The following is a 21,626-nucleotide window of genomic DNA, read 5'->3' on the forward strand; positions in this document are numbered from 1 at the left end:
ATGAACGATGTTATTAAAGATTTGAGTGAACTACGTTTAAGCTATGAGCAAGGTGAGTTGCATGAGTCTCAAATCAGTCATGATCCTCATCTTCAATTTCTAAACTGGTTTAATCATGCCTTAGCTGCAAATTTGCATGAGCCGTATGCAATGTCGTTAGCAACAGCTAATCGACTAGGTCGACCACATGTTCGTACGGTTTTACTCCGTGGAGCGACTGAAAACGGTTACGATTTCTACACCAATTACGATAGTCAAAAAGGTTTGGATCTCGCGGAAAATCCATACGCTGAGTTATTGTTTTATTGGCCGAGTTTGGAACGACAAGTGCGGATTAGTGGAAAGGTGACTAAGATTTCTGAACAGGAATCAACCGACTATTACCATAAACGCCCACGTGACAGTCAGATTGCAGCACATATCAGTACACCTCAAAGTGGTGTGATTGCTGATCGTGAAGCATTACAGTCTCGTTTTGAGGACTTGCAGCAGCAAGTGGGCGATCAAGAGGAGCTTGCTAAACCTGTATTTTGGGGCGGTTATCGTTTAGAAGCAGATTATTATGAGTTTTGGCAAGGTCGACCAAATCGTTTACATGATCGTTTGAGTTATGAAAGAACAGATCAGGTTTGGGTTGTTCAACGATTGATGCCATAAATGACAAAAATTCAAATTTTAGAAAGACCATTACTCACACGCCCTGAACAGTTTCAGGGCGTGCCAACGTTTATTGCCGAGATTTTGGCACGACGTGGTGTTGCCTCAGAGCAAGAACTAGAACTGAAGCTTAAACATCTGCTTGCACCCAATCTAAAAGATTTGGATCGAGCTGTAGAAATCATTGATCAAGCAATTGATCGTCAATTACAAATCGTAATTGTGGGAGATTATGATGCTGATGGTGCAACCAGTACGGCTTTGATGGTTCTCGTACTTCGAGAGATGGGAGCAAGAGTTGAGTATCTTGTTCCTGATCGATTTAAATATGGTTATGGTTTAACACCTAAGATTGCAGAGTTAGCAGCCCAGACTTATCGCCCAGATTTATTGATTACCGTTGATAATGGAATTTCGAGCCATGCAGGTGTTGAGGTCGCTCAAGCACTTGGAATGCAGGTGATCATTACAGATCATCACCTGACCACTAAACCAACACCTAGTGCGGAAGCTGTGGTTAATCCTAATCAGTTGGATTGTGACTTTTCGAGTAAGTCACTGGCGGGAGTTGGTGTTGCTTTCTATGTCTTAGCAAAATTGGCAAGTCACCGTAGTCAGCAAAATAAAAGTACTAGCAAAGTGTCTCAATACTTGGATTTGGTTGCTTTAGGTACTTATGCGGATGTTGCAAGTTTGGATTACAACAATCGTATTTTGATTGATGCAGGTCTAAAACGTATTCAGCAAAACCAATGTCGGGCAGGTATTCTCGCGCTACTTGACGTCGCAGGTCGAGAGGCTTCAACTTTGCGAGCACAAGATTTAGGTTTCGTCTTAGGACCGAGAATCAATGCTGCTGGTCGTATGGAAAGTATGAGAATTGGGATCGAATGCTTACTCGCGGAGGATATGGCAACAGCTTATCCACTGGCACAGCAACTCAATCAGTTAAATGTTGAGCGACGCCAAGTTGAAACTGAAATGAAGCAACAAGCATTAATTGCTTTGCAAAACGTTCAACTTGAAACAGATCAAATTCCGCCCGCTATTGTGATGTATGACGAACAGTGGCATCAAGGTGTAATTGGGATTGTCGCTGGACGTTTAAAGGAGCAGTTTCATCGTCCGAGTTTAGTTTTTGCTCCCGATGAAGATGGTATTCATATTAAGGGATCTGCACGTTCTATTGATGGGATTCATATCCGCGATATGATTGAACATGTCGCAGAGCAATATCCGCATCTTGTGACCCATTTTGGTGGGCATGCAGCTGCAGCGGGTTTGACGCTCAAAAAAGCACATTTTAATGAGTTCAAACAGCTATTTATTCAGACAATTGCTGAAATGGATGCTGAATTGTTTCATGCAACGATTTGGACAGATGGTGAATTGCCTGAGAACGCTTTAGATCTATCTACAGTGGATTGGATTGAACAAATGGGCCCATGGGGACAAAAGTTTCCATTTCCACAATTTCAAGGAACATTCAAAGTCATTGATTATCGCTGGTTGAAAGATCAGCATCTCAAGTTAAAACTTTCACTTGGTACACAGTCGATTGATGCAATTGCATTTAATGCGGTTGACCGTTTTGAGTTTAATCCAATGCAGGGTTTTGTTGATTTGGTCTATACCTTGGAGCGTAATGTTTTTAATGGAAATGTCAGTCTACAATTACAGGTTGTGCATTTAAAACAATAAAAAACCGCTCAAATTTGAGCGGTTTTTAGAAAGATTAGTAGCGGAATGTGCCGTTAATTCCATACGAGTTCGCGCCGTCGATCCCTGTATAACCAATACCCACAGCAAATGTTGGGGTAAAGAATTTTTGCGCACGAATGCTGAAAATGGTATCTGCATCTTCAGCGGTTGAATCTGCGAATGCAATTCCGACACTGAGTGTTGGGTCTAGATAGAGATCAGCAGCTAAACGATATGTTGTCTCATCACCTATATAGCTCTGAGCTTCAAAATTGGTGTAATAACCTGCAATAGGTGAAACATACTTAGCACGAAGCGTAATCGCGGTGTCTTCATCTTCTTCGCCTGTGATAGCGACTGCATTTGAATAAGTTGTGATAAAGCCATATTGAGCAGCTTGAATAAGATCAAAACTTTTCGATAAATCTGCGACACCTACGGCAAGTAGCATCCCATGTGTTGGAAGAAAGCCTACTTCAGCCGAATAACCATTGCCATCATCACTCGCAAATTTGTAAGACTCATTATAGCTCTTTGCAATCGCTTCTATGTCGGTTCTATGCAGACTTCCTGAGATATAGAATTGCGTGTTGGGAATATAAAATTCACCATTAAGACCGATAGAGTTGAACTCTTGTTTGAAATCTGCGTTTATTTGCGGTATTCCGCCAAAATTCACAAAAGAATAAATACCTGATTCTTCTGCATAGGTATAACCTAAGCCAATGTTTGATGTTTTATCTAAGAATGCCGCTTCCGCTAGAGGAGCATTACGTGTTTGAACTGGGTTAAAATAATATTTACCGTTTAAACTTGCGGTGTTAACGCGATGGCTATCCATTTCGCTGTCTTTAATATATGTATATTCATAAGCACCCATGAGCTGAGTTTGGTATGCATTTGCATTTAAACCGATGCAAGATGTTAATAGTGCAGTAATAAGACTTAATTTTTTCATAAAAAACCTGACCCCTTGTTAAAATAATACATGCTATTAATAAGTTATTGCGCGATGTAGTGTAGTGATATTTGAAAACACGTCAATAATGCTTAAATGGACAGTAAAATTTTATTGATATTTTTTTCGACCCATTGGTTTGAGACTTAATTCTTTTTCTATGTACTTTTATCTAAGAAATTAAAAAAAGCCCTGATCTTAAAGAGCAGGGCTTTTGTCTTTTCGTATGAAGTGATGTTTAGTCACTTTCTTATTTAGAAGCGATATGCACCACGGATACCATAGGTATTGTAGTCATCACCAAAACCAACACGACCTTCTAAACTTACTTGTTGATTTAGGAATTTCTTCGCAGAAATACCCCATTCATCACGTTTTGTGAGGTCATTGTTGTAGTAATCTGCACCGACACTTAAGGTTTTGTCGAGATAGAAGTCACCTTTAACACCGTACTCATCTAAATCACCAAATGCACCATAAGCTTCCAGGTTGACATCATTCGCTCCAACCTGAGTGACGTATTTAGCACGAACTGTTGGGTCAGCGCCATCTTCACCATCTTTCTCATCGTATCCTTTAACACCAAGTGCAAGTAATAAACCTGGTGCTGGTAAATAACCTACCTCAGCACTATAAGTTGTTACTTTTTGATCGATTGGCAGGTTGTCTACTTCAAGTTCGTCACGACCTAAATTACCGCTTAAGTAAAAGTCACTGTTCGGAACGAAGTATTCAACACCAACACCGTATTGCGAGTTCTTCACACCGTCATTGTCGGCATAATTCACTTTTGCATTTACATTACTAGAGCGGTTCAAGAACGCTGCTTCAGCAAGAGGTGCATTACGTGTTTGGACTGGATTAAAGTAATAAGTCCCATCTACACCAAAACTATGTGTACTATCGAACTGATCCCAATCTGTATAAGTATATGAACCACCTACTTCAGCTTGATACGCATGTGCAGTACCTGTTACTGCCAAAGCAGATAAAAGTGCTGATGCAATTGCTAATTTTTTCATGGCTACTCCCCTTTGAGATAATGAACCAATTGAATGTTAATTACATGTTTTGTTACAACTCTCAGTCTAGTTAAAAACTTTAGCGGGTCAATCAAAGGAAAGTAATCAAACTGTACGAATGTAATTTTTTTGTAAAATTTGCAATATAAAATATTGATTTATAACTAGTATTTAATAATGTTTTGATTTATTAAAACTTAGGAGAGATTGTGTGTTTAGGTAATTTTCGTGTATTTAAGCAACAATCTTGTCGCTAGATGTTTCAAAGTACGATTACTTTGTTTCAATATTTCTGATAAGTAAATAGTAAATCTATAAGAAAAACACTTTAAAAGGTTATGGCTGTGTCGCATAAAGCACTTATGTTAAAATATTAGGTTAGGTGAAAATTTGTGAGAACAGACGCGTGGAAATCAATCCGTATTTAATCCAATTGAAAGATTTATCTGATCGTAGCCAAACACTACGGGGGTATCTTTGACTACGATCTAAAAGCAGAGCGTTTAGAAGAAGTTTTAAGAGAATTAGAAGACCCTGCGATTTGGAATGACCAAAGTCGTGCGCAAGCAATTGCAAAAGAAAAGGGCAGTTTAGAAAATACTTTGGGTGTATTTGATCGTCTTGCAGAACAGTTAGATGATGCAAAAGCGATGCTTGATCTGGCTGTTGAAGCCGATGATGAAAGCTTACTTGAAGATGTGCAAGCAGAATTAGATAGCGCTGAACAAGCTCTTGGGAACCTCGAATTCCGTCGTATGTTTAGTAATCCGATGGATCCAAACCCATGCTTCCTTGAAATCCAATCTGGTTCGGGCGGTACGGAGGCACAAGACTGGGCTTCGATGTTATTACGTATGTATATGCGTTGGATCGAGCGTCATGGTTTCAAAGCAGAACTGATGGAAGTTTCTGATGGTGACGTGGCGGGTATTAAATCAGCGACGATTCGAGTTGATGGTGAATTTGCTTATGGGTGGTTACGTACAGAAAGTGGTGTACACCGTTTAGTTCGTAAATCTCCATTCGATAGTAATAATAACCGTCACACTTCATTCTCTGCCGTATTCGTTTCACCAGAGATTGATGACAATATCGAAATTGATATCAATCCATCAGATGTCCGTACGGATACCTATCGTGCATCAGGTGCTGGTGGTCAGCATATTAACAAAACTGACTCAGCTGTTCGTCTGACTCACGCGCCAACAGGTATTGTGGTTGCATGTCAGAACCAACGTTCACAACATGCCAACCGTGACCATGCGTGGAAACAACTACGTGCCAAACTCTATGAGTTAGAAATGAGCAAGCGCAACGAAGCAGCTCAGGCGCTCGAAGATTCTAAATCGGATATTGGCTGGGGAAGTCAGATTCGCTCTTATGTACTTGATGACTCACGTATTAAAGACTTGCGTACAGGTGTCGAAAACTCCAATACAAAAGCTGTGCTTGATGGGGATTTAGACAAGTTTATTGAAGCGAGTTTAAAACAAGGTCTGTAAGTTTTATCCAATAAAAATGGCAATCTCGTTCAGCTCTCAACCCTTGATCGAAAAAATATGATATTAATATCGGAAAAAATAGATATTAATATTTATAAAATTCGATATACTGGGTTGAGATGCTGAACAAAGCTTTGCCTGTTGAGAAACGTGGTGAGTCTATGGATATTGATGTTATAAGCAAAGCCTTAGCCAATCCGTTGCGTCGACAGATTTTGCAATGGCTGAAAGAGCCTGAGCAATTTTTACCTGTACAAGAATGTGGTGGCAGTTTCGAACGCGGCGTATGTGCAGGACACATCGAACGTTTAGGAAAGGTTGCTCAATCAACCATGTCAAATCATCTGTCTGTATTACAGCAAGCAGGTTTGATTAAGGTTGAGAAATATGGGCAATGGTCATATTTTACGCGTAATGAAGCTTTGATTCAGCAATACATCGAACATTTAAAACAAACACTTTAAAGTAACAAGTGTAAGTTGAGGCGATTATGGCTGAGTTAAATTCTGCATTGCAAGTCGGTGACTTTACAATCAAGAACCGTTTGGTTTTAGCACCGTTAACAAGAGCACGTAGCGGTGAACAACGTATCCCAAATGATCTGATGGTTGAATATTACCAACAACGTGCTAATGCTGGTCTGATTATTACTGAAGCGACTGTGATTAGCCCGAAAGCGGTAGGTTATGCCAATACCCCAGGTTTATGGTCACAAGAACAAGCGCAAGCTTGGAACAAAATTGTAAAAGCCGTGCATGCGCAAGGTTCAAAAATTGTTGTTCAGTTATGGCATGTAGGACGTATTTCACATCCAGACTTATTAGAGGGTGATACACCTGTCGCACCAAGTGCAATCCAGCCAGCAGGGGAAGTGAGTTTACTTCGTCCGAAACGCCCATTTGTGACACCTAGAGCTTTATCGCACGAAGAAATTCAAGAAATTGTAGCTGAGTATAAACACGCTGCTGAACTTGCAAAGGCTGCAGGTTTTGATGGTGTTGAGCTGCATGCTGCCAATGGATATCTAATCGATCAATTCTTGCAAAGTAAAACCAATACTCGCGAAGATGAATACGGTGGTTCAATTGAAAACCGTGCACGTTTGTTGTTGCAAGTCGTGGATGCATTTATTGAAGTATGGGGTGCAGGTCGTGTCGGTGTACATTTAGCGCCACGTGCTGATTCTCATGATATGGGTGATGATAATCCATTAGCAACTTTTGGTTATGTCGTTGAGCAATTAGATCAGCGTAATGTTGCGTTTATCTTTACTCGCGAGTATGAAGCTGAAGATAGTTTACAACCAAAGTTGCGTCCTAAATTCAAAGGTGCTTGGATTGCCAACGAAAAATTAACGCCAGATTCAGCCAAGCGTATTTTAGCGACTGAACAAGCGGATGCAGTTGCATTTGGTTTAGCATATATCGCAAATCCTGATTTATTCGAGCGTTTGGAAAATGATCTACCGCTTAATCAGGTTCAATTCGATACCTTGTATGGTCCGAGTGCCAAAGGTTATACGGATTATCCTGTTTTTGAACAACTCGAAGCTTAAGTTGTTTTTAGAATTACTCATGTCATTTACCAAAATGGCATGAGTTTTTTTTTGAAATTCCGCATAATGTGCTGAAATCAAATCGAAATATATGGTCTAGGATGGCGCAGGAAATCGCAGCACAACAAACACCATTTTGGTATAACATTTTATTGGCTTGTCTCAAGCCTTTATACCGCTGGAAAATAAAACAACGTGCTGAAAGCGAAGAGCTCTTTCAACAAGAATGCCTTGAGCGTTTTGGACCATTTCAAACGCCAAAAAACCTGCATACGATCTGGTTCCATGTGGTTTCTGTAGGTGAAACCAATGCTGCACAACCTCTTATCGAGCATTATTTAAAATTAGGTCATCCTGTCTTAGTGACCAATACCACAAAAACGGGACAAGCCCGTGCCAAATCACTTTTTCTTAAAGCACCCTACTTAGCGTTATTTCAAGCTGTATATTTGCCTGTTGATCAAAAACCATTACTCAAGCAATTTTTTGATTTGTATCAGCCGAAGCTACTCGCTTTAGTTGAAACTGAGATTTGGCCAAATTTAATTGCCCAAGCGAAACAGCAACAGATTCCATGTATTTTGCTTAATGCACGTCTTTCCGAAAAATCCGCCAAAGGTTATGCCAAGGTGAGTCGACTTACCCAAGTCATGTTGCAACAATTAACGTGGATGTTGGCGCAAGATCAAGCGACACAGCAACGCTATGTGGATTTAGGCTTAGAGAAAGCCAAAAGTCAGGTTGTTGGAAATATTAAATTTGATATTAGTGCTCCAACCTCCTTTATTGAGCAAGCTGAACAGTTAAAACAGCAATGGCAGTTAGAGAAACGCCAAATAATTACTTTAGCCAGCACACATGCACCTGAAGAAGAACAGTTACTTAAACAGTTACAGCCACATTTAAATTCAAACCCTCATTTGTTGTGTATCGTTGTACCACGTCATCCAGAGCGTTTTGATGAGGTACATAAGATCTGCCAAACCCTGAATTTAAATACGCAGCGGCGTAGTCTTAAACAAGAGATTACAGCGGATACACAGGTATATCTTGCAGATAGTATGGGTGAGATGTGGTTATGGTATGCATTAAGTCAGGCATGTTTTGTTGGTGGTTCACTCAATGAACCAGGCGGTGGGCACAATATTTTAGAACCAATGGTTTTAGATGTGCCCACTGTGATTGGCCCTCGCTATTTTAATTTTCAAACGATTGTCGATGAGCTTGTGACGGAACAAGGGATGCTTGTTGCTGAAAATGCTGAACTAGTTATACAAAATCTGATGAGTTGCCTAAATCATCTAGAGCAAAGCCAGCAATTGATTCATCAAGCTGAATTGGTGTTGCAACGCAATAAAGGCTCATTACAAAAACATATTCAATTAATTGACCATTATTTAGCGCAACGAACTGCTTCATGAATATCGTTTTACTGGACGCGAACCAAGATTGCTCAAGGGATATTTGGTCAATCGAGGATCAACGTCAAATCAAGCACTTGAATCAACATCTTCAATTAAGGGCTGGAGATACTTTAAAGGTAGGCGTTCGTGATGGTCAGCGTTATCTCACTGAGGTGCAGAGTATTACAGCACAGCAGATTATGCTAAGACCCATTCAAACAGAAAGTGTGCCGAATAAACTCCCTGTGCATTTGATCTTGGCCTTACCTCGCCCCAAAGTGTTGCGACGGATTATTATGGATGCGGTGACGCTGGGTGTGGAACGCATAAGTTTGATTCATAGCTATCGGGTTGATAAAAGTTATTGGCAAAGTCCTTTTCTGCAACAACTCGATGATTATGTGACACTCGGCTTAGAGCAGGCTGGCGATACGATTGTTCCTGAAATTCAACTCTACAAGCGGTTTAAACCTTTTGTTGAAGATGTCTTACCAACTTTGATCTCAGAGCAAAGACCTGCTTATGTCGCACATCCTTATGCAGAACAACCGATGCCCCATGCGATAGCTCATGGCTGTAATTTAATTGTAGGGCCAGAAGGTGGGTTTATACCGTACGAAATTGAGTTACTCAAAAAAAATGGTTGCCAAGCAATGAGTCTAGGCAACCGAATTTTGCGAACTGAAACAGCGGTGTCGAATATCTTAGGTCGTTTGTTTGTCTAAATTTTCGGTGTTATCTGATTGATCACCGCGATAGACTTTGACTTCTTGCACAGGGTAAGGAATCGAAATCCCTTTCTCATCAAAAGCCGTAACAACCAATTCTTGAATTTCACTGATCGATGCAGAGGTCGATGTCTCGGTGGTGTTGACCCACCAACGCACGGTTAAATTAATTGAGAAATCCGCCAAAGCAGTGACATTTACAGAAAAAGCAGGCTGACTGAGTACAGTCATATTATTATTCAGGATATCCAGAATAATTTTCTTAGCCTTTTGCATGTCATCTTCATACCCAATTCCTACAACAAACTCGCAGCGGCGACGTTGATACGCACTGTTCACAATAACAGCGCTGGTATATACCGTCGCGTTTGGAATTACGATGCGACGACCATCGGGAGAGCGTAAAAATGTTGCACGAATTTGGATATCTTCAACATTTCCTTCCAAACCATTGACTACGATATCGTCACCGATACGGAAAGGCTCACTGAGCAAGATTAAGATTCCTGACAGTAAGTTTTGGAAAATATCTTTAAAGGCAAAACCAATTGCTACCGAACCAATTCCAAGAGCACCAATCAATTGACTCGGTGTAAAACCTGGAATTGCGATCACAAGTGCGATTAGGAAACCAAAGAAAATAATAAAGGTACTTCCGACACGGTTTAATACCAACACCAAATTTTGACGCGTGTAAGTTCGATTTTCCAAGGTTTTACGAATAAACAATTTAAATAGTTTGGTCAGTAACCAGAAAATGATAAAAACGACCAAGGCAATACAAATATAAGGAACGCGTTCCCAGAAACTGTCCATGATCTTATCGATGGTCGTATATGCATCTTGATACTTTTCAGTGTGTGCCAATACAGTTTGCGTTGTTTTGGCACCTGCTTGGTGAATCAATTCGCCAGTATCTTTTGCGACATCAGTCAATGTCGGTTGTTCATTTGCCACAAGAAAATCTCTATTTCGCAAAGTTGGGTGTGATGAGGAACGCAATCATAATAAATTTATCGTCAGCACGCATGAAAAATTCGTTAACAGTAGCGATTGATGTCGATTTAGAAATATTCGGTTGTGTTTTGAATCATCTGTGTCGGTGCATCCCAAAAATCAGGACTTGCGAAATAATAAGCAAAAACAAACATGCCGAAAATCATAAATAGACTGAGGAGAATCATAATCAAAGCGAGTAATTTTTCCCAAGTTCTTGATGGGCGAACATCCCCATAATCGTTGCGGTGAGGTGTTCCTGCTGCAAGTAATACATAGAGAGTGAAAACTAATTGGATAAATGGCACCAGTAATAGCAAGCTTAGCCAACCTGTTTTATTCAAATCATGTAAACGTCGAATAAGAAAAACGATTTGAAAATAAAAAGCGAGAAACCATGAGATCACTAGTGCGAGTACCGCAATGCCTGAAAATGCAGGCATGATAGGATCATTTACATTGACACTGTTGATGCTCAATTGACCTGCAAAGACAATAATACAAATGAAGGTAGCGAGATAAACGATGGTCAGTAACCCATACCAACCCAAATAACTCAGACGATTAAAACGTCCTTTAGGTGACAGTGGATTATCTTTTACTAAAGCATTACGACCAGTGGATGAAGAGTCAAACATTACAGATACCTATTTTTTTGATTATTTAATCTTTAAATCTATGCATAATGATCAAAATATTCACTTATTTTAAAAAGAAAAAGCATAGACAAGCTGTTAAATTTTAAATTATTTTGAGTAAATTTTTGAAATAAAATTGGTTGTAAAACAATAACAGTCCTACGACCAAAGCCGAATTGTTTGCTCTTGTTAATGGTGACCATACTGCAAGAGAAAACAAAACATACCAATGCTAGATGAGTATATCTAAGGTATGAAATAAAAAACCAAGGAAGTGAGCTATGAAAGAAATCTACCTAGTGCCAGAGAAATTTAAAGAAACGGCAAGAATCTCGGAAACAGACTATTTCAAACGTTATCAGTACTCTATCGAGCAGCCAGATGCATTCTGGGCTGAAGAAGCGAAAAAGGTCGATTGGATCAAGCCTTTTACACAAGTGAAAAATACTAGTTTTCAACAGGACAATTTCAAGATCGAATGGTTTGCAGATGGGGAGTTGAACGTCTCCGCAAACTGTTTGGATCGTCATCTAAAAACTAACCCGTTAAAGCCTGCCATTATTTGGGAAGGTGATCATCCATCACGTCATAAAATTATTTCTTTTGCTGAATTACATGACGAAGTATGCCGCTTCGCAAATGTATTGAAAAAGCAGGGCATTGTGAAGGGGGATCGTGTCGTTTTATATATGCCAATGGTGCCTGAAGCAGCAATTGCGATGTTGGCTTGTGCACGTATTGGGGCAGTCCATTGTGTAGTGTTTGGTGGTTTCTCACCCGACTCATTGGCGAGTCGTATTGAAGATAGCCAAGCAAAATTAGTGATTACTGCGGATGCTGGCATGCGCGGTGGCAAGCTTATTCCTTTGAAAGAGAATGTAGATGCTGCTTTGCAAATCAAAGGGACAGAAAGTGTTGAACATGTAATCGTGGTTCATCGTACTGGAAACCCAATTCAATTCAATGATGATCGTGACGTTTGGTACCACCTTGCCATCATGGAAGTGGATGAGCATTGCCCACCTGAACCGATGAAAGCGGAAGATCCTCTATTCATTCTCTATACCTCGGGTTCTACAGGCAAACCAAAAGGGGTATTACATACCACGGGTGGTTATTTAGTTTATGTGAACACCACATTTAGAGAAGTCTTTGATCTAAAAGAAGATGATGTGTACTGGTGTACTGCTGATGTGGGTTGGATTACAGGACATAGCTATTTGTTGTATGGTCCATTAAGCAATGCAACCACCACAGTGATGTTTGAAGGGATTCCTCAATACCCAACATGGGCACGTATCGGGCATGTAATTGATAAGCATAACGTTACCATTTTGTATACTGCACCAACTGCGATTCGCGCGATGATGCGTGAAGGTGATGCCTATGTCCGTGAAAGTGATCGCAGCAGTTTACGTTTGCTTGGTTCGGTGGGTGAACCAATTAACCCTGAAGCATGGAACTGGTATCACGAAGTGGTCGGTGAAGGCCGTTGCCCAATTGTTGATACATGGTGGCAAACTGAAACAGGCGGTATTCTAATTTCACCATTACCAGGTGCAACTGCACTCAAACCAGGTTCTGCAACACGTCCATTGTTTGGTGTGCAACCTGCTTTAGTTGATGGTGAAGGCAACGAGTTAGAGGGTGCAGTAGAAGGGAATCTTGTGATTAAAGATTCTTGGCCAGGTCAAATGCGTACGATTTGGGGTGACCCGCAGCGTTTTATCGAAGCTTATTTTTCAACTTTTAAAAACTGCTATTTCACAGGAGATGGTGCACGCCGTGATGCTGATGGCTATTACTGGATTACTGGACGTGTAGATGATGTGCTGAATGTTTCAGGACACCGTTTGGGAACAGCAGAAATTGAAAGTGCGCTAGTTGCACATGAGGCAGTCGCTGAAGCGGCGGTCGTTGGTATGCCACATGATATTAAAGGACAAGGAATTTGTACTTTTGTCACTTTGCAGGCTGATGTTGCAGAATCTGAAGAACTTCGTAAAGAGCTCGTGGATTGGGTACGTAAAGTACTTGGTCCTGTGGCGACACCAGATGCTTTGCATTGGGCACCTGCTTTACCCAAAACACGTTCAGGTAAGATCATGCGTCGTATCTTGCGTAAGATCGCGGCTAATGAGTTAGATAGTTTAGGAGATACTTCAACATTGGCTGAGCCAGCAGTGGTGGAAAACCTGATTGCAACGGTTTATCCAAATCGTTGAATTTAAAATATCTGGAAAGAGCGTTCATCTGAACGCTCTTTTTTATTTTCGCGCTTACTGATTGTTCAGGAAATCAGAGGTATTTTGTACTTTCGCAAAAACATTTAGAGCTGATAAAAACGCTGACTGTACATCCGATGCTTTGACGATGGAGTCTTTATATTCTAGATCACGAGTTGCTGTAGCATCGGCAATTAATATGGGTTGATAGCCAAGCTCGCATGCGGCACGTGTACCTGAATCTATACACATATGCGTCATCATGCCTGTAATCACCAGTTGTTCGATCTGAAGCTTTTGAAGCACTGATTGAAGATTTGTTTCCAAGAAACTATTCGGAAAATGCTTTTGCACAACGAGTGATGAGTTGCTAAGTAAGAGTTTAGGATGTAATTCAACACCCAGCGTATTTTCAAGGAAAAAGCCCGCAGATGCAGGGTTGATATGTTGAACATAAATAATCGGTAAATTGTTTTGATTAAAGTAATGTTCTAATTGATTAATTTTTTCTAAAGCATGCTCTGGATTCACTAATTCCATTTTGCCATCTTTAAAATAATCATTTTGAACGTCGATAATGAGGAGTGCTTGTTTCATTTTAAATGTCCCAATAGGAGATAAAACAAGCTTAGGGAGATGATGAAAAATCAGCTATAGTCTGATGAAAGCTTTGAATCCTATTTTCTTTCGTAATGAAAAATGAATATTGAACTTGATCCAATTGATTTAAAAATTATTGCGTTACTCAAACACGATTCACGTCTGACTCATAAGCAGATCGGGCAACACGTGCATCGTACAGGGCAAGCTGTAGGTGCTCGAATCGCACAACTGATGGATGCGGGTATTATTAAGAATTACACCATCACGATAGGTTATGAATATAAACAATTCATTCAACTGTTCTTAAATGAGCAACAGGCTTTTACAGAGATTGAGCAACTGGTCAAGCAATATCCGCAGATAGATGAATGTTTTAAAACCTTAGGAAATGGCTGCTATATGATTGTGAGTCATTTTAATCCATCCCAATTAAATCAGTTTATAGAGAAATTATCGCAGTGGAGTCGCTATTCAGTTGAAACTGTGATGCGAGAAATAGAGCTTCACTAAAATAAAAATCCCCAAGCCGAGTCTTGAGGAAAAGGTTTTTTTACTCTTTCTTTTTCTTCTTATATCACAGTGTGTCAAGCTGATTTGGCAGGTACTTGCAAGTGTTGTAATTGCTGCTGTTCGATTTGTCGAACCAAAGGTAGAACGTTTTCACCGAAATACTCAACCTCTTCAATGAAATGCAGAAAGCCAGACAGGATGAGATCAACGCCTACGCTTTTTAAATCCACGATTCGTTCAGCTATCTGCTGTGGTGTACCGATCAAGTTAGTTTTAAAACCATCGTTGTATTGCACGAGATCATCAAAGGTTGATTTAGCCCAATTTCCTTCTTGTTCTGGTGCTGCTGCACCTGCTTCACGCGTTGCATCACCAAATGCATTGACTGCTTCGACATTTGCCTTAGCGATGATTTCATTCAGCACGGCTTGAGCTTCTTGCTCCGTATCACGTGCAATAATAAATGCATTCACTCCGATTTTCACATGGCGATTTTCGAGTTTTGCTTTGGCACGGACATCATCAATCTGTTTCTTAATCTCTGCAACGCTATTCCCATTGGTAAAATACCAATCAGAAACACGAGCTGCCATGTCTCGTGCGGCGCGTGAACTACCACCTTGAAAGACTTCGATATAGGGTTTGTGCTGGCTTTGGTTTTAGCGTATAGTTTTGAAATTGGTAATATTTACCTTCAAAACTATAATTATCTGTAGTCCAAATGCCTTTAAGGGTACGAATAAACTCTTCAGAACGGATATATCGTTCATCATGCTCAGGCCAAGGTTCACCGATTGCATCAAATTCTCCACGGAACCATCCACTGACCACATTAATGGCAATACGACCTTGAGTTAAATAATCCATCGTTGCCAATTGCTTTGCTGCAAGTGCTGGTTTCCACGGCCCTGGCAAAATCGCCGCAATCACTTTGAGCTTCTCTGTTTTTGCCAACAAAGCGTGACTAAAGCTCACCGATTCATGCTGATTTTCTGCACCATAGCCCGCAGTAAAACGGATTTGAGTGAGTGCATATTCGAAACCATTTTTTTCTGCTGTTTGCGCCAAACGAATGTTGTAGTCATAACTCCAGTCAGTACGTTGTTCAATTTTACTGACCACTAAGCCACCACTTACATTTGGAACCCAATATGCAAACTTAATTTCTGATGATTGCAAGGACATAGATTTTCCTCCCTCAGGTCGCTTATGCAACCTGAGTTAAATTTTTATTAGATTTCTGATGTAAACGTGATTCCGCAGCATCCAAATCTGGGACAGCGGCTGAAGGGAGAACTTCGGCTTGTTCAATTTGTTTATTAATGCCGAGATTCTGATTGGCCTGTTCAGTTTTTGCTTTGATAACTTCGGCACGTTTGCCTTTGGCGGGTGCCCATTCCAAAATAGGCAGGGCTCGTGCTACAGCTAAGGTGACTCGATCCGCCAATTGTTCACTTTTAACAGTATATTCTGGGGTAAAGTCACGATCAGTTGCATAAACCCCGATAGGTAAGGTTTGTGCTTGGAAAAAGCTAAATAACGGGCGTAATTGATGTTCTAGTACCAAAGCATGGCGGTCGCTGCCTCCTGATGCAGCCAGCAAAACAGGTACATCAACTAAAGCAGTTTGCTCTACGAAATCAAAAAAGTGTTTAAACAACCCTGTAAATGAAGCACGGTAAACAGGTGTTCCCACGATCAATGCATCAGCAGCTTCAACTGCAGCTAAATCATCTTGGACACGTTGTGGTAACTGATTTCGATAGATGGCACCTCCTAATAAAGGACCAATCTCACTGAGTTTAATAAAATGCACATGGATCAGAGTTGCCTCCGCAAGTTCATCCAAAATTGCTTGTACCAAGCTTTCTGTTTTTGATGGGCTATTTAAGCCACCTGAGACCGCAACAATATTTAAGGGAGTAGAAAGGTTATTTTGATGTGACATGGATAAACGCCTAAATCAGCAATAAGGAATTGCTATTTATTTATCTATAGCTTGTGTCGACTGTAAAATAAGGAAATGCTGCAAGCTTATCTGTTTTAAATATAAGTTGAAAAATCACGTTTTGAAGCAAATTAAATGAATTTAATGCTCTGTTTCTATTCGCTATTTCGGTATAGTAGTTTGGGAATGATCTAGGTTGTGTGAGTTATATCATTATCTGATTTATTTTTCATATTTGCGAAATAAATAAGTTTTGATGCTCTTACAACAGTTTATTTCAAAAATAGGCTAAGATAGATTAGATTTGAATAAACACCGTACAGTGACGTACTTGCAGATTGCGTAAAGCGCTTATGAATATTTTAATTGTAGACGACCATCCGTTATTTAGACACGCTTTGATTCAAGCGGTTCGTTATAGCATTCCGCAGGCACAAATTCAGGAAACTGCGGATGTTGATGAATTTTATGAACGCTTAGAACATGGTGCAGAGCCAGATTTAGTTTTGTTGGATTTAAATCTACCAGGTGCCTCTGGTTTTTCTGCGTTGGTATATGTGAGAGCGCAATATCCTGCAATTCCTATCATTGTTGTTTCTGCTCATGAAGAAACCTCCATCATTCAGCGTGCGATTGCACATGGTGCGATGGGTTATATTCCAAAATCATCTCATCCAAGTCATATTGGTGAAGCCATTAAACACGTTTTGGAAGGTGAGATTTGGTTACCTCCAAATCTACCGACACATTCAGGTTTTGATCCTCGAGCTGCCGATGAAACGGCTTTGGCAGAACGTTTACAATCACTCACACCACAACAGTTCCGTGTGTTGATGATGGTTGCTGAAGGCTTGTTAAATAAACAAATTGCTTATGAGCTAGATGTATCAGAAGCGACAATTAAAGCGCATGTGACAGCAATTTTCCGCAAATTAGGCGTACAAAACCGTACGCAGGCAGTACTTGCGATTAGTGCATTAAATATCGAAGATAAAAAGATGTAATTAACAAGTTGAATAACTCATTCGGTTATTCAAATGTTTAAAGACAATAAAAAACCCAGTTCATATGAACTGGGTTTTTTATGCATAGATGCTTAATTAGAACATCTATGACTGCATTAGAAGCGTACTTTAGCGTTTAAGCCTACAGTTTGCATATCAGCTGCATTAACACCATTAGCATTTAAGTAGCTTGCACCAACAGCGATCGCTGGAGTGATGAAGTAATTTACGTTCACGCCCCAAGCTGAGTCTGGTGAACCAGCAAAGCTAGATTCAGCGTAAGAAACACCAGCGCTAAGTTGAGAGTTTAAGTACAAATCAGTTTTTAACTCGTATGCAGTGTCTTCACCATAAACGAGACCAGTTTCAAAACCGATTGACATTGGAGTACCATCGATCGCACCAACGTATTTAGTACGAGCAGTGATTGCATCTTGGTCATCAGCGATAGTCGCTGTTTCACCAACTGCTTTAGCAAAACCACTATTTAAGATTTTGAAAGTATCCAAAGATGTTTGTTCAACAACGTTGGTATAACCTACAGCAACAAGGAAGTTAGGAGCGATTACCGAACCAAATTCAACAGCCCAACGCTGACCACGGTCATCATTAAGACCATATTTACCGTCATTGTCAGTCGCGCTATAGCTTAAGCTTGCATACGCTGGTGTATATGGAGTTGGTACATAAGCTTCAGCTTTAACACCTACGTTTTGAGATTTAACTTCGTCAAGATTAGCAAAGTTATAACCAAGAGATACGTTAGAAGCTTGGTTAACAAAAGCTGCTTCAGCTAAAGGACCTTTAGAAGCATCTACATTTTTGAAGTAGTAAGTTGCTTGTCCGCCAACAGTGTAATTATTAAAATCTCTGTTTTCATCGTTAGAATCTAGAGCTTCAGACTGACCTTGTATTTCGAATTGGTAAGCGTGAGCACCGGTCATGGCTAATACTAAAGCAGTGGCTAAACCGAGTTTTTTCATAATAATTTCCAGCTTTAACAGTAATGAAGAAAGTTGAGTCATTGTATTGTAACAAAATATGATGTCAATGTAATAAATCTGAGAACCCGATAAACGATCATAATGCACTCAGGTTGTGATCAAAATACATACAACTGTGTGTGGTGCTGTCAACCGATATTGAAGTTTATATCTTACAAATAGATAGATTCAAAATAGTGAATAAAAGCACATATTATTTGGGGTTCATAATTTACTATTTTGATTGATAAATACGATTGTATTAATCTAATTTATCAATTATTGGTTTCTTAAAACTGTCATAATTGGCTGGAAAAAGTGTGTTCAAAATCTATTTTTTTTACAAATTGGAATGATAAATCATATTTTTTAACAGTAGTTCGGGGCAAGGTTTGCTATTTAATTGAACAGTGTTGTTTTTTAATTCCAAAAAACGATCAAAAAAAGAATCCTGATCTATTTAATCGACTTTACATTTGGAGACTTAGTTCACATAATTGCGCCCAAGAGATATTTGTTTAGCATTCTATCTCATAACATTTTCTTGAGTATTCGATGTTTAAAAGCATCTGATTTTACTAGCTCGGCTTTCCCCAAGGCTGAGCTTTTTTTATCAATTTTTTAGTGTAGGAAATTTGATTTATAAGTTGTTCAAATAAAAAATTATTTATAAATCTATGAAATAGCTGTTCGCTCGACTGTTTGATCAGCTTCAGACATCAAGTTGTAAGACAAAGTATGACAATATTAAAAAAAACCACATGCAGTTAGTTTTTAAAAATAATATTAAAATAGCAATATCTCAATGACCGATATTCAAGATGTTGAAAGTACTTCGATTGCATTTGGCATAAATTTATATTGATAATGAATCACATATATCATATGGCTAATAATCAGATCATCTGGGATATATATTATTTTTAGGTGGTGTTTATATTCTGCTTTAGTTTTTGGTTTTGATGGTTTTTTAGTAAATTAATAATAAAAAAGACCCAACCCTATGAGGTGGGTTGGGTATGAGAAGAAGGATGTTTGATCATTGGGAGAAACATCCTTGAGGAATTTGTATCAAATTGCATAATTTCTTATCTAAATTGATTGTGTCTCTTTTTACTTAATTAGGGAAATTGATAATATTTATCTTCAGAATTTGTTTTTTCGATTATTTGTTTTTTTAATTAAATCAATAGCTTGAAATTTTCTGCTGTGTCGAATGATAAAGAGACTATTCATTTTTTTTAAATACTTGTAAATACACTAGAGTATTGTTAAAACTAAACTAGTTTAATTATTTTAAAGTGTTTTTTTAATAAAATGAAATTTAAAAAATTTGCATATTATTCTTTGATTATAAAAGTCTCAAAATTAATTGGAATCATATCAGCGCAAATTAAAAATTAAGGTAAGATTAATATTCTCAAGAAATCAAATAGGATGAGTTTTTGAAAAGAGCAGGATGTCTTCATGGAACGTAGTTTGAAACGTGTTAAATTACGTTCAGAGCAGATTAGCCTTCGTCTATTTTCTTGCATGGTCTTGATTATTTTTTCGATCTTATACATTTCTATTCCATTAATAATTCATAGTTATCAAGATTATATAAAAACTCAACAAGTATTATCAGAAATCACAAGTTTGCGGGCCTTAGTAAAAACAGCCAATAAGATTTCAAGAGAGCGAGCGCCTGCCAATAAGCTCATGTCGAGTACGCCTGATGAGCTTCAGCAACATCAAAAGGAGTTGAAAGAATTTAGACTGGTTGTCGATCAGCAAATTGATGAGGCGATTACAACACTTCATCAAGCAGGTTTTAACTCTATCGCGACGGCTTTAAATTCTGATTTAAAAACTCAATTAGCACAGTCACGAAAAGTCGTTGATGACTATGCTCTGATTCCTCCAAAACAACGTAATGCAGCAGAATTAGATCATGCGATAGTATCCATGTTCGCTGCATGGGATAAGACACGTGAATATCTGAGTGCTTTGGTGCTAGAAGCAAAAAGTAAAGACAGTAAGATGTCAAATTACTTTATTTCTATTGTTGTTTTAACGGATATGCGTGATCAAGCGGGTCGCGTAGCATCTAATATCATGGCACCTGTGACGTTTAAGGAAACGATATCAGATATTAATCGTGCTCGATCATTACAAACTCAACATCAAGCAAGATATCTATGGTCTTTGGTTGATACGATTCAGCCTGAACAAACCAAAACTACAGAATATTATCGTTTACATCGACGTGTAAAAACGGAGTTTCTAGATCAGGGATTACCACTGATCTCAAGATTATTAGATGAGAGTGCAAAGAAACAAACTTATTCACTTACAGGAACGCAACTCACCGAGCAAATTGTAGATAAATTTATTACGGTGATGGATCTACAAAATTATATTTTGGATAGCAGTATCCAAGTAGCGTATGAACAGAATAGAAAAGCAAAACAACAACTGATTTTTACATTGTGTATGACTAGTCTTTCATTGCTGACAGCTCTATTTATTATGATTTATACCAAGCGAAAGGTATTTATGCCTTTAATTAGGGCTCGGCAAATGATCTTACGCTTATCTAACACATCCTTTGAAGACCTGAATACGAAAGCATCAAAACAGGAATTTGCTTCATTATTCGAAGCGATCGATCGTTTAAAAGCGATGTTAAAACAACGAGACATGATGGAGTCTCAGTTGAAGAAAATCGCGAACTCAGATGTGCTGACTGGTGTAGCGAATCGCTTAGCTTTGGATGAATACATTCGGGTTTTGGAAAGTCGTCCAAATGCGTTTTCTAAAACAGGTGTGATCGTAATTGATATTGATAACTTTAAGTTGGTCAATGATCAGTATGGTCATATTGTGGGTGATCAGGTGATTACAATGATCGCGGATCAATTGAAGCATAACGTAAGGGCATCTGATCTGATTGTGCGTTATGGTGGTGATGAGTTTTTAGTGGTCATTGAAAATATTCAGTTAGATGCAGCTAAGTATATTGCGGAAAGTATTCGTACTGAAATCGCCAGTCAGTCTATAGAGGTTTCGAGTTTAGGTGAATCCATCCAAGTATCGGTAAGTATTGGAGTTGCTGTCGGAGCAGAAAGCTGGCTTGAACTGCTAGAAAATGCGGATCAATCGATGTTAAGAGCGAAGGCTAAGGGGAAGAATATAGTTGAGACTTGATTCG

18 protein-coding genes and 1 pseudogene are annotated in these 21,626 nt (G+C 39.1%); 11 read left to right on the forward strand and 8 right to left on the reverse strand.

All coding sequences use genetic code 11. The features are described from left to right. Together pdxH and recJ are read left to right on the forward strand one after the other, a co-directional pair. Complete coding sequence (pdxH, locus tag Q9Q86_RS14055; protein ID WP_004909891.1) at nt 1-657, forward strand: pyridoxamine 5'-phosphate oxidase; 657 nt, start codon at nt 1-3, stop codon at nt 655-657. Continuing rightward, nucleotides 658-2,358, forward strand: a complete 1,701-nt coding sequence (gene recJ, locus Q9Q86_RS14060) for a single-stranded-DNA-specific exonuclease RecJ (protein WP_112986097.1) — start codon at nt 658-660, stop codon at nt 2,356-2,358. Nucleotides 2,359-2,392: 34 nt separating this feature from the next. Here the strand turns inward: recJ and Q9Q86_RS14065 are convergent, their stop codons facing one another. Both Q9Q86_RS14065 and Q9Q86_RS14070 read right to left on the reverse strand, forming a co-directional pair. Continuing rightward, nucleotides 2,393-3,316, reverse strand: a complete 924-nt coding sequence (locus tag Q9Q86_RS14065) for a putative porin (RefSeq protein ID WP_112986098.1) — start codon at nt 3,314-3,316, stop codon at nt 2,393-2,395. Nucleotides 3,317-3,570: 254 nt separating this feature from the next. Then, nucleotides 3,571-4,338, reverse strand: coding sequence for a putative porin (locus Q9Q86_RS14070; protein ID WP_004909885.1), 768 nt, complete (start codon nt 4,336-4,338; stop codon nt 3,571-3,573). A 406-nt stretch (nt 4,339-4,744) separates the two neighbouring features. Between Q9Q86_RS14070 and prfB the strand changes: the two genes are divergently transcribed. The 5 genes from prfB (at nt 4,745) to Q9Q86_RS14095 (ending at nt 9,523) form a co-directional block, all read left to right on the forward strand. Beyond that, nucleotides 4,745-5,840 (forward strand): peptide chain release factor 2 gene (prfB, locus tag Q9Q86_RS14075; RefSeq protein WP_099947891.1). Its coding sequence is split into 2 segments (ribosomal slippage): nt 4,745-4,816 and nt 4,818-5,840, totalling 1,095 coding nucleotides; the frame shifts between segments, so codons are not numbered across the junction. Between the two features lie 161 nt (nt 5,841-6,001). Next, the gene (locus Q9Q86_RS14080) at nt 6,002-6,304 is read left to right on the forward strand and encodes a helix-turn-helix transcriptional regulator (RefSeq protein WP_005403396.1); all 303 of its coding nucleotides are present in this window, start codon (nt 6,002-6,004) and stop codon (nt 6,302-6,304) included. Between the two features lie 26 nt (nt 6,305-6,330). Beyond that, on the forward strand, nt 6,331-7,395 hold the full coding sequence (locus tag Q9Q86_RS14085; RefSeq protein ID WP_112986099.1) for an alkene reductase: 1,065 nt from the start codon (nt 6,331-6,333) through the stop codon (nt 7,393-7,395). Between the two features lie 101 nt (nt 7,396-7,496). After that, on the forward strand, nt 7,497-8,816 hold the full coding sequence (locus Q9Q86_RS14090; protein ID WP_112986100.1) for a 3-deoxy-D-manno-octulosonic acid transferase: 1,320 nt from the start codon (nt 7,497-7,499) through the stop codon (nt 8,814-8,816). Continuing rightward, nucleotides 8,813-9,523: a 16S rRNA (uracil(1498)-N(3))-methyltransferase gene (locus Q9Q86_RS14095; RefSeq protein ID WP_112986101.1), complete on the forward strand. Its 711-nt coding sequence runs from the start codon at nt 8,813-8,815 to the stop codon at nt 9,521-9,523. Before Q9Q86_RS14090 ends, Q9Q86_RS14095 begins: the two co-directional genes overlap by 4 nt. Here Q9Q86_RS14095 and Q9Q86_RS14100 read toward each other — a convergent pair. Together Q9Q86_RS14100 and Q9Q86_RS14105 are read right to left on the reverse strand one after the other, a co-directional pair. Then, nucleotides 9,503-10,483, reverse strand: coding sequence for a mechanosensitive ion channel family protein (locus Q9Q86_RS14100; protein ID WP_004909876.1), 981 nt, complete (start codon nt 10,481-10,483; stop codon nt 9,503-9,505). The genes Q9Q86_RS14095 and Q9Q86_RS14100 overlap by 21 nt on opposite strands. A 107-nt stretch (nt 10,484-10,590) precedes the next feature. After that, nucleotides 10,591-11,160 carry a DUF805 domain-containing protein gene (locus Q9Q86_RS14105; RefSeq protein WP_112986102.1) on the reverse strand — a complete coding sequence of 190 codons (570 nt, stop codon included), beginning with the start codon at nt 11,158-11,160 and terminating at the stop codon, nt 10,591-10,593. A gap of 281 nt (nt 11,161-11,441) precedes the next feature. Between Q9Q86_RS14105 and acs the strand changes: the two genes are divergently transcribed. Further along, a complete protein-coding gene (gene acs / locus Q9Q86_RS14110; protein WP_112986103.1) occupies nt 11,442-13,385 on the forward strand; it encodes an acetate--CoA ligase in 1,944 nt (647 codons plus the stop codon). 54 nt (nt 13,386-13,439) lie between these two features. On the opposite strand, the gene Q9Q86_RS14115 is transcribed toward acs, so the two are convergent. After that, nucleotides 13,440-13,982, reverse strand: a complete 543-nt coding sequence (locus tag Q9Q86_RS14115) for a cysteine hydrolase family protein (protein WP_112986104.1) — start codon at nt 13,980-13,982, stop codon at nt 13,440-13,442. Between the two features lie 102 nt (nt 13,983-14,084). On the opposite strand from Q9Q86_RS14115, the gene Q9Q86_RS14120 reads away from it, so the two are divergent. Continuing rightward, nucleotides 14,085-14,498 (forward strand): Lrp/AsnC family transcriptional regulator, encoded by a 414-nt coding sequence (locus tag Q9Q86_RS14120; RefSeq protein WP_004909867.1) that lies wholly within the window; start codon nt 14,085-14,087, stop codon nt 14,496-14,498. A 74-nt stretch (nt 14,499-14,572) separates the two neighbouring features. Here the strand turns inward: Q9Q86_RS14120 and sfnG are convergent. Further along, nucleotides 14,573-15,683 (reverse strand): annotated as a pseudogene (gene sfnG / locus Q9Q86_RS14125) (dimethylsulfone monooxygenase SfnG). 22 nt (nt 15,684-15,705) lie between these two features. Then, nucleotides 15,706-16,446 carry an FMN reductase gene (msuE, locus tag Q9Q86_RS14130; protein ID WP_112986105.1) on the reverse strand — a complete coding sequence of 247 codons (741 nt, stop codon included), beginning with the start codon at nt 16,444-16,446 and terminating at the stop codon, nt 15,706-15,708. Between the two features lie 353 nt (nt 16,447-16,799). Here msuE and Q9Q86_RS14135 point away from each other — a divergent pair, with 353 nt between their 5' ends. Further along, nucleotides 16,800-17,450 carry a response regulator transcription factor gene (locus Q9Q86_RS14135; protein ID WP_004909861.1) on the forward strand — a complete coding sequence of 217 codons (651 nt, stop codon included), beginning with the start codon at nt 16,800-16,802 and terminating at the stop codon, nt 17,448-17,450. 116 nt (nt 17,451-17,566) lie between these two features. Here Q9Q86_RS14135 and omp33-36 read toward each other — a convergent pair whose 3' ends face one another. Then, nucleotides 17,567-18,433 (reverse strand): porin Omp33-36, encoded by an 867-nt coding sequence (gene omp33-36 / locus Q9Q86_RS14140; protein WP_004964892.1) that lies wholly within the window; start codon nt 18,431-18,433, stop codon nt 17,567-17,569. 1,467 nt (nt 18,434-19,900) lie between these two features. Here omp33-36 and Q9Q86_RS14145 point away from each other — a divergent pair. Then, the gene (locus Q9Q86_RS14145; RefSeq protein ID WP_112986106.1) at nt 19,901-21,622 is read left to right on the forward strand and encodes a GGDEF domain-containing protein; all 1,722 of its coding nucleotides are present in this window, start codon (nt 19,901-19,903) and stop codon (nt 21,620-21,622) included. The last annotated feature ends 4 nt before the right edge of the window (nt 21,623-21,626 follow it).

This window comes from Acinetobacter sp. A22 (genome assembly GCF_030913345.1).
Classification (GTDB): domain Bacteria; phylum Pseudomonadota; class Gammaproteobacteria; order Pseudomonadales; family Moraxellaceae; genus Acinetobacter; species Acinetobacter junii.

Coding starts and splice junctions, on each gene's coding strand:
- Q9Q86_RS14065 (WP_112986098.1), bottom strand. CDS start 3,316: ATGAAAAAATTAAGTCTTATTACTGCACTATTAACATCTTGCATCGGT.
- Q9Q86_RS14115 (WP_112986104.1), bottom strand. CDS start 13,982: ATGAAACAAGCACTCCTCATTATCGACGTTCAAAATGATTATTTTAAA.
- acs (WP_112986103.1), top strand. CDS start 11,442: ATGAAAGAAATCTACCTAGTGCCAGAGAAATTTAAAGAAACGGCAAGA.
- pdxH (WP_004909891.1), top strand. CDS start 1: ATGAACGATGTTATTAAAGATTTGAGTGAACTACGTTTAAGCTATGAG.
- recJ (WP_112986097.1), top strand. CDS start 658: ATGACAAAAATTCAAATTTTAGAAAGACCATTACTCACACGCCCTGAA.
- omp33-36 (WP_004964892.1), bottom strand. CDS start 18,433: ATGAAAAAACTCGGTTTAGCCACTGCTTTAGTATTAGCCATGACCGGT.
- Q9Q86_RS14145 (WP_112986106.1), top strand. CDS start 19,901: ATGGAACGTAGTTTGAAACGTGTTAAATTACGTTCAGAGCAGATTAGC.
- Q9Q86_RS14105 (WP_112986102.1), bottom strand. CDS start 11,160: ATGTTTGACTCTTCATCCACTGGTCGTAATGCTTTAGTAAAAGATAAT.
- Q9Q86_RS14090 (WP_112986100.1), top strand. CDS start 7,497: ATGGCGCAGGAAATCGCAGCACAACAAACACCATTTTGGTATAACATT.
- Q9Q86_RS14085 (WP_112986099.1), top strand. CDS start 6,331: ATGGCTGAGTTAAATTCTGCATTGCAAGTCGGTGACTTTACAATCAAG.
- Q9Q86_RS14080 (WP_005403396.1), top strand. CDS start 6,002: ATGGATATTGATGTTATAAGCAAAGCCTTAGCCAATCCGTTGCGTCGA.
- Q9Q86_RS14070 (WP_004909885.1), bottom strand. CDS start 4,338: ATGAAAAAATTAGCAATTGCATCAGCACTTTTATCTGCTTTGGCAGTA.
- Q9Q86_RS14095 (WP_112986101.1), top strand. CDS start 8,813: ATGAATATCGTTTTACTGGACGCGAACCAAGATTGCTCAAGGGATATT.
- msuE (WP_112986105.1), bottom strand. CDS start 16,446: ATGTCACATCAAAATAACCTTTCTACTCCCTTAAATATTGTTGCGGTC.
- Q9Q86_RS14120 (WP_004909867.1), top strand. CDS start 14,085: ATGAATATTGAACTTGATCCAATTGATTTAAAAATTATTGCGTTACTC.
- Q9Q86_RS14135 (WP_004909861.1), top strand. CDS start 16,800: ATGAATATTTTAATTGTAGACGACCATCCGTTATTTAGACACGCTTTG.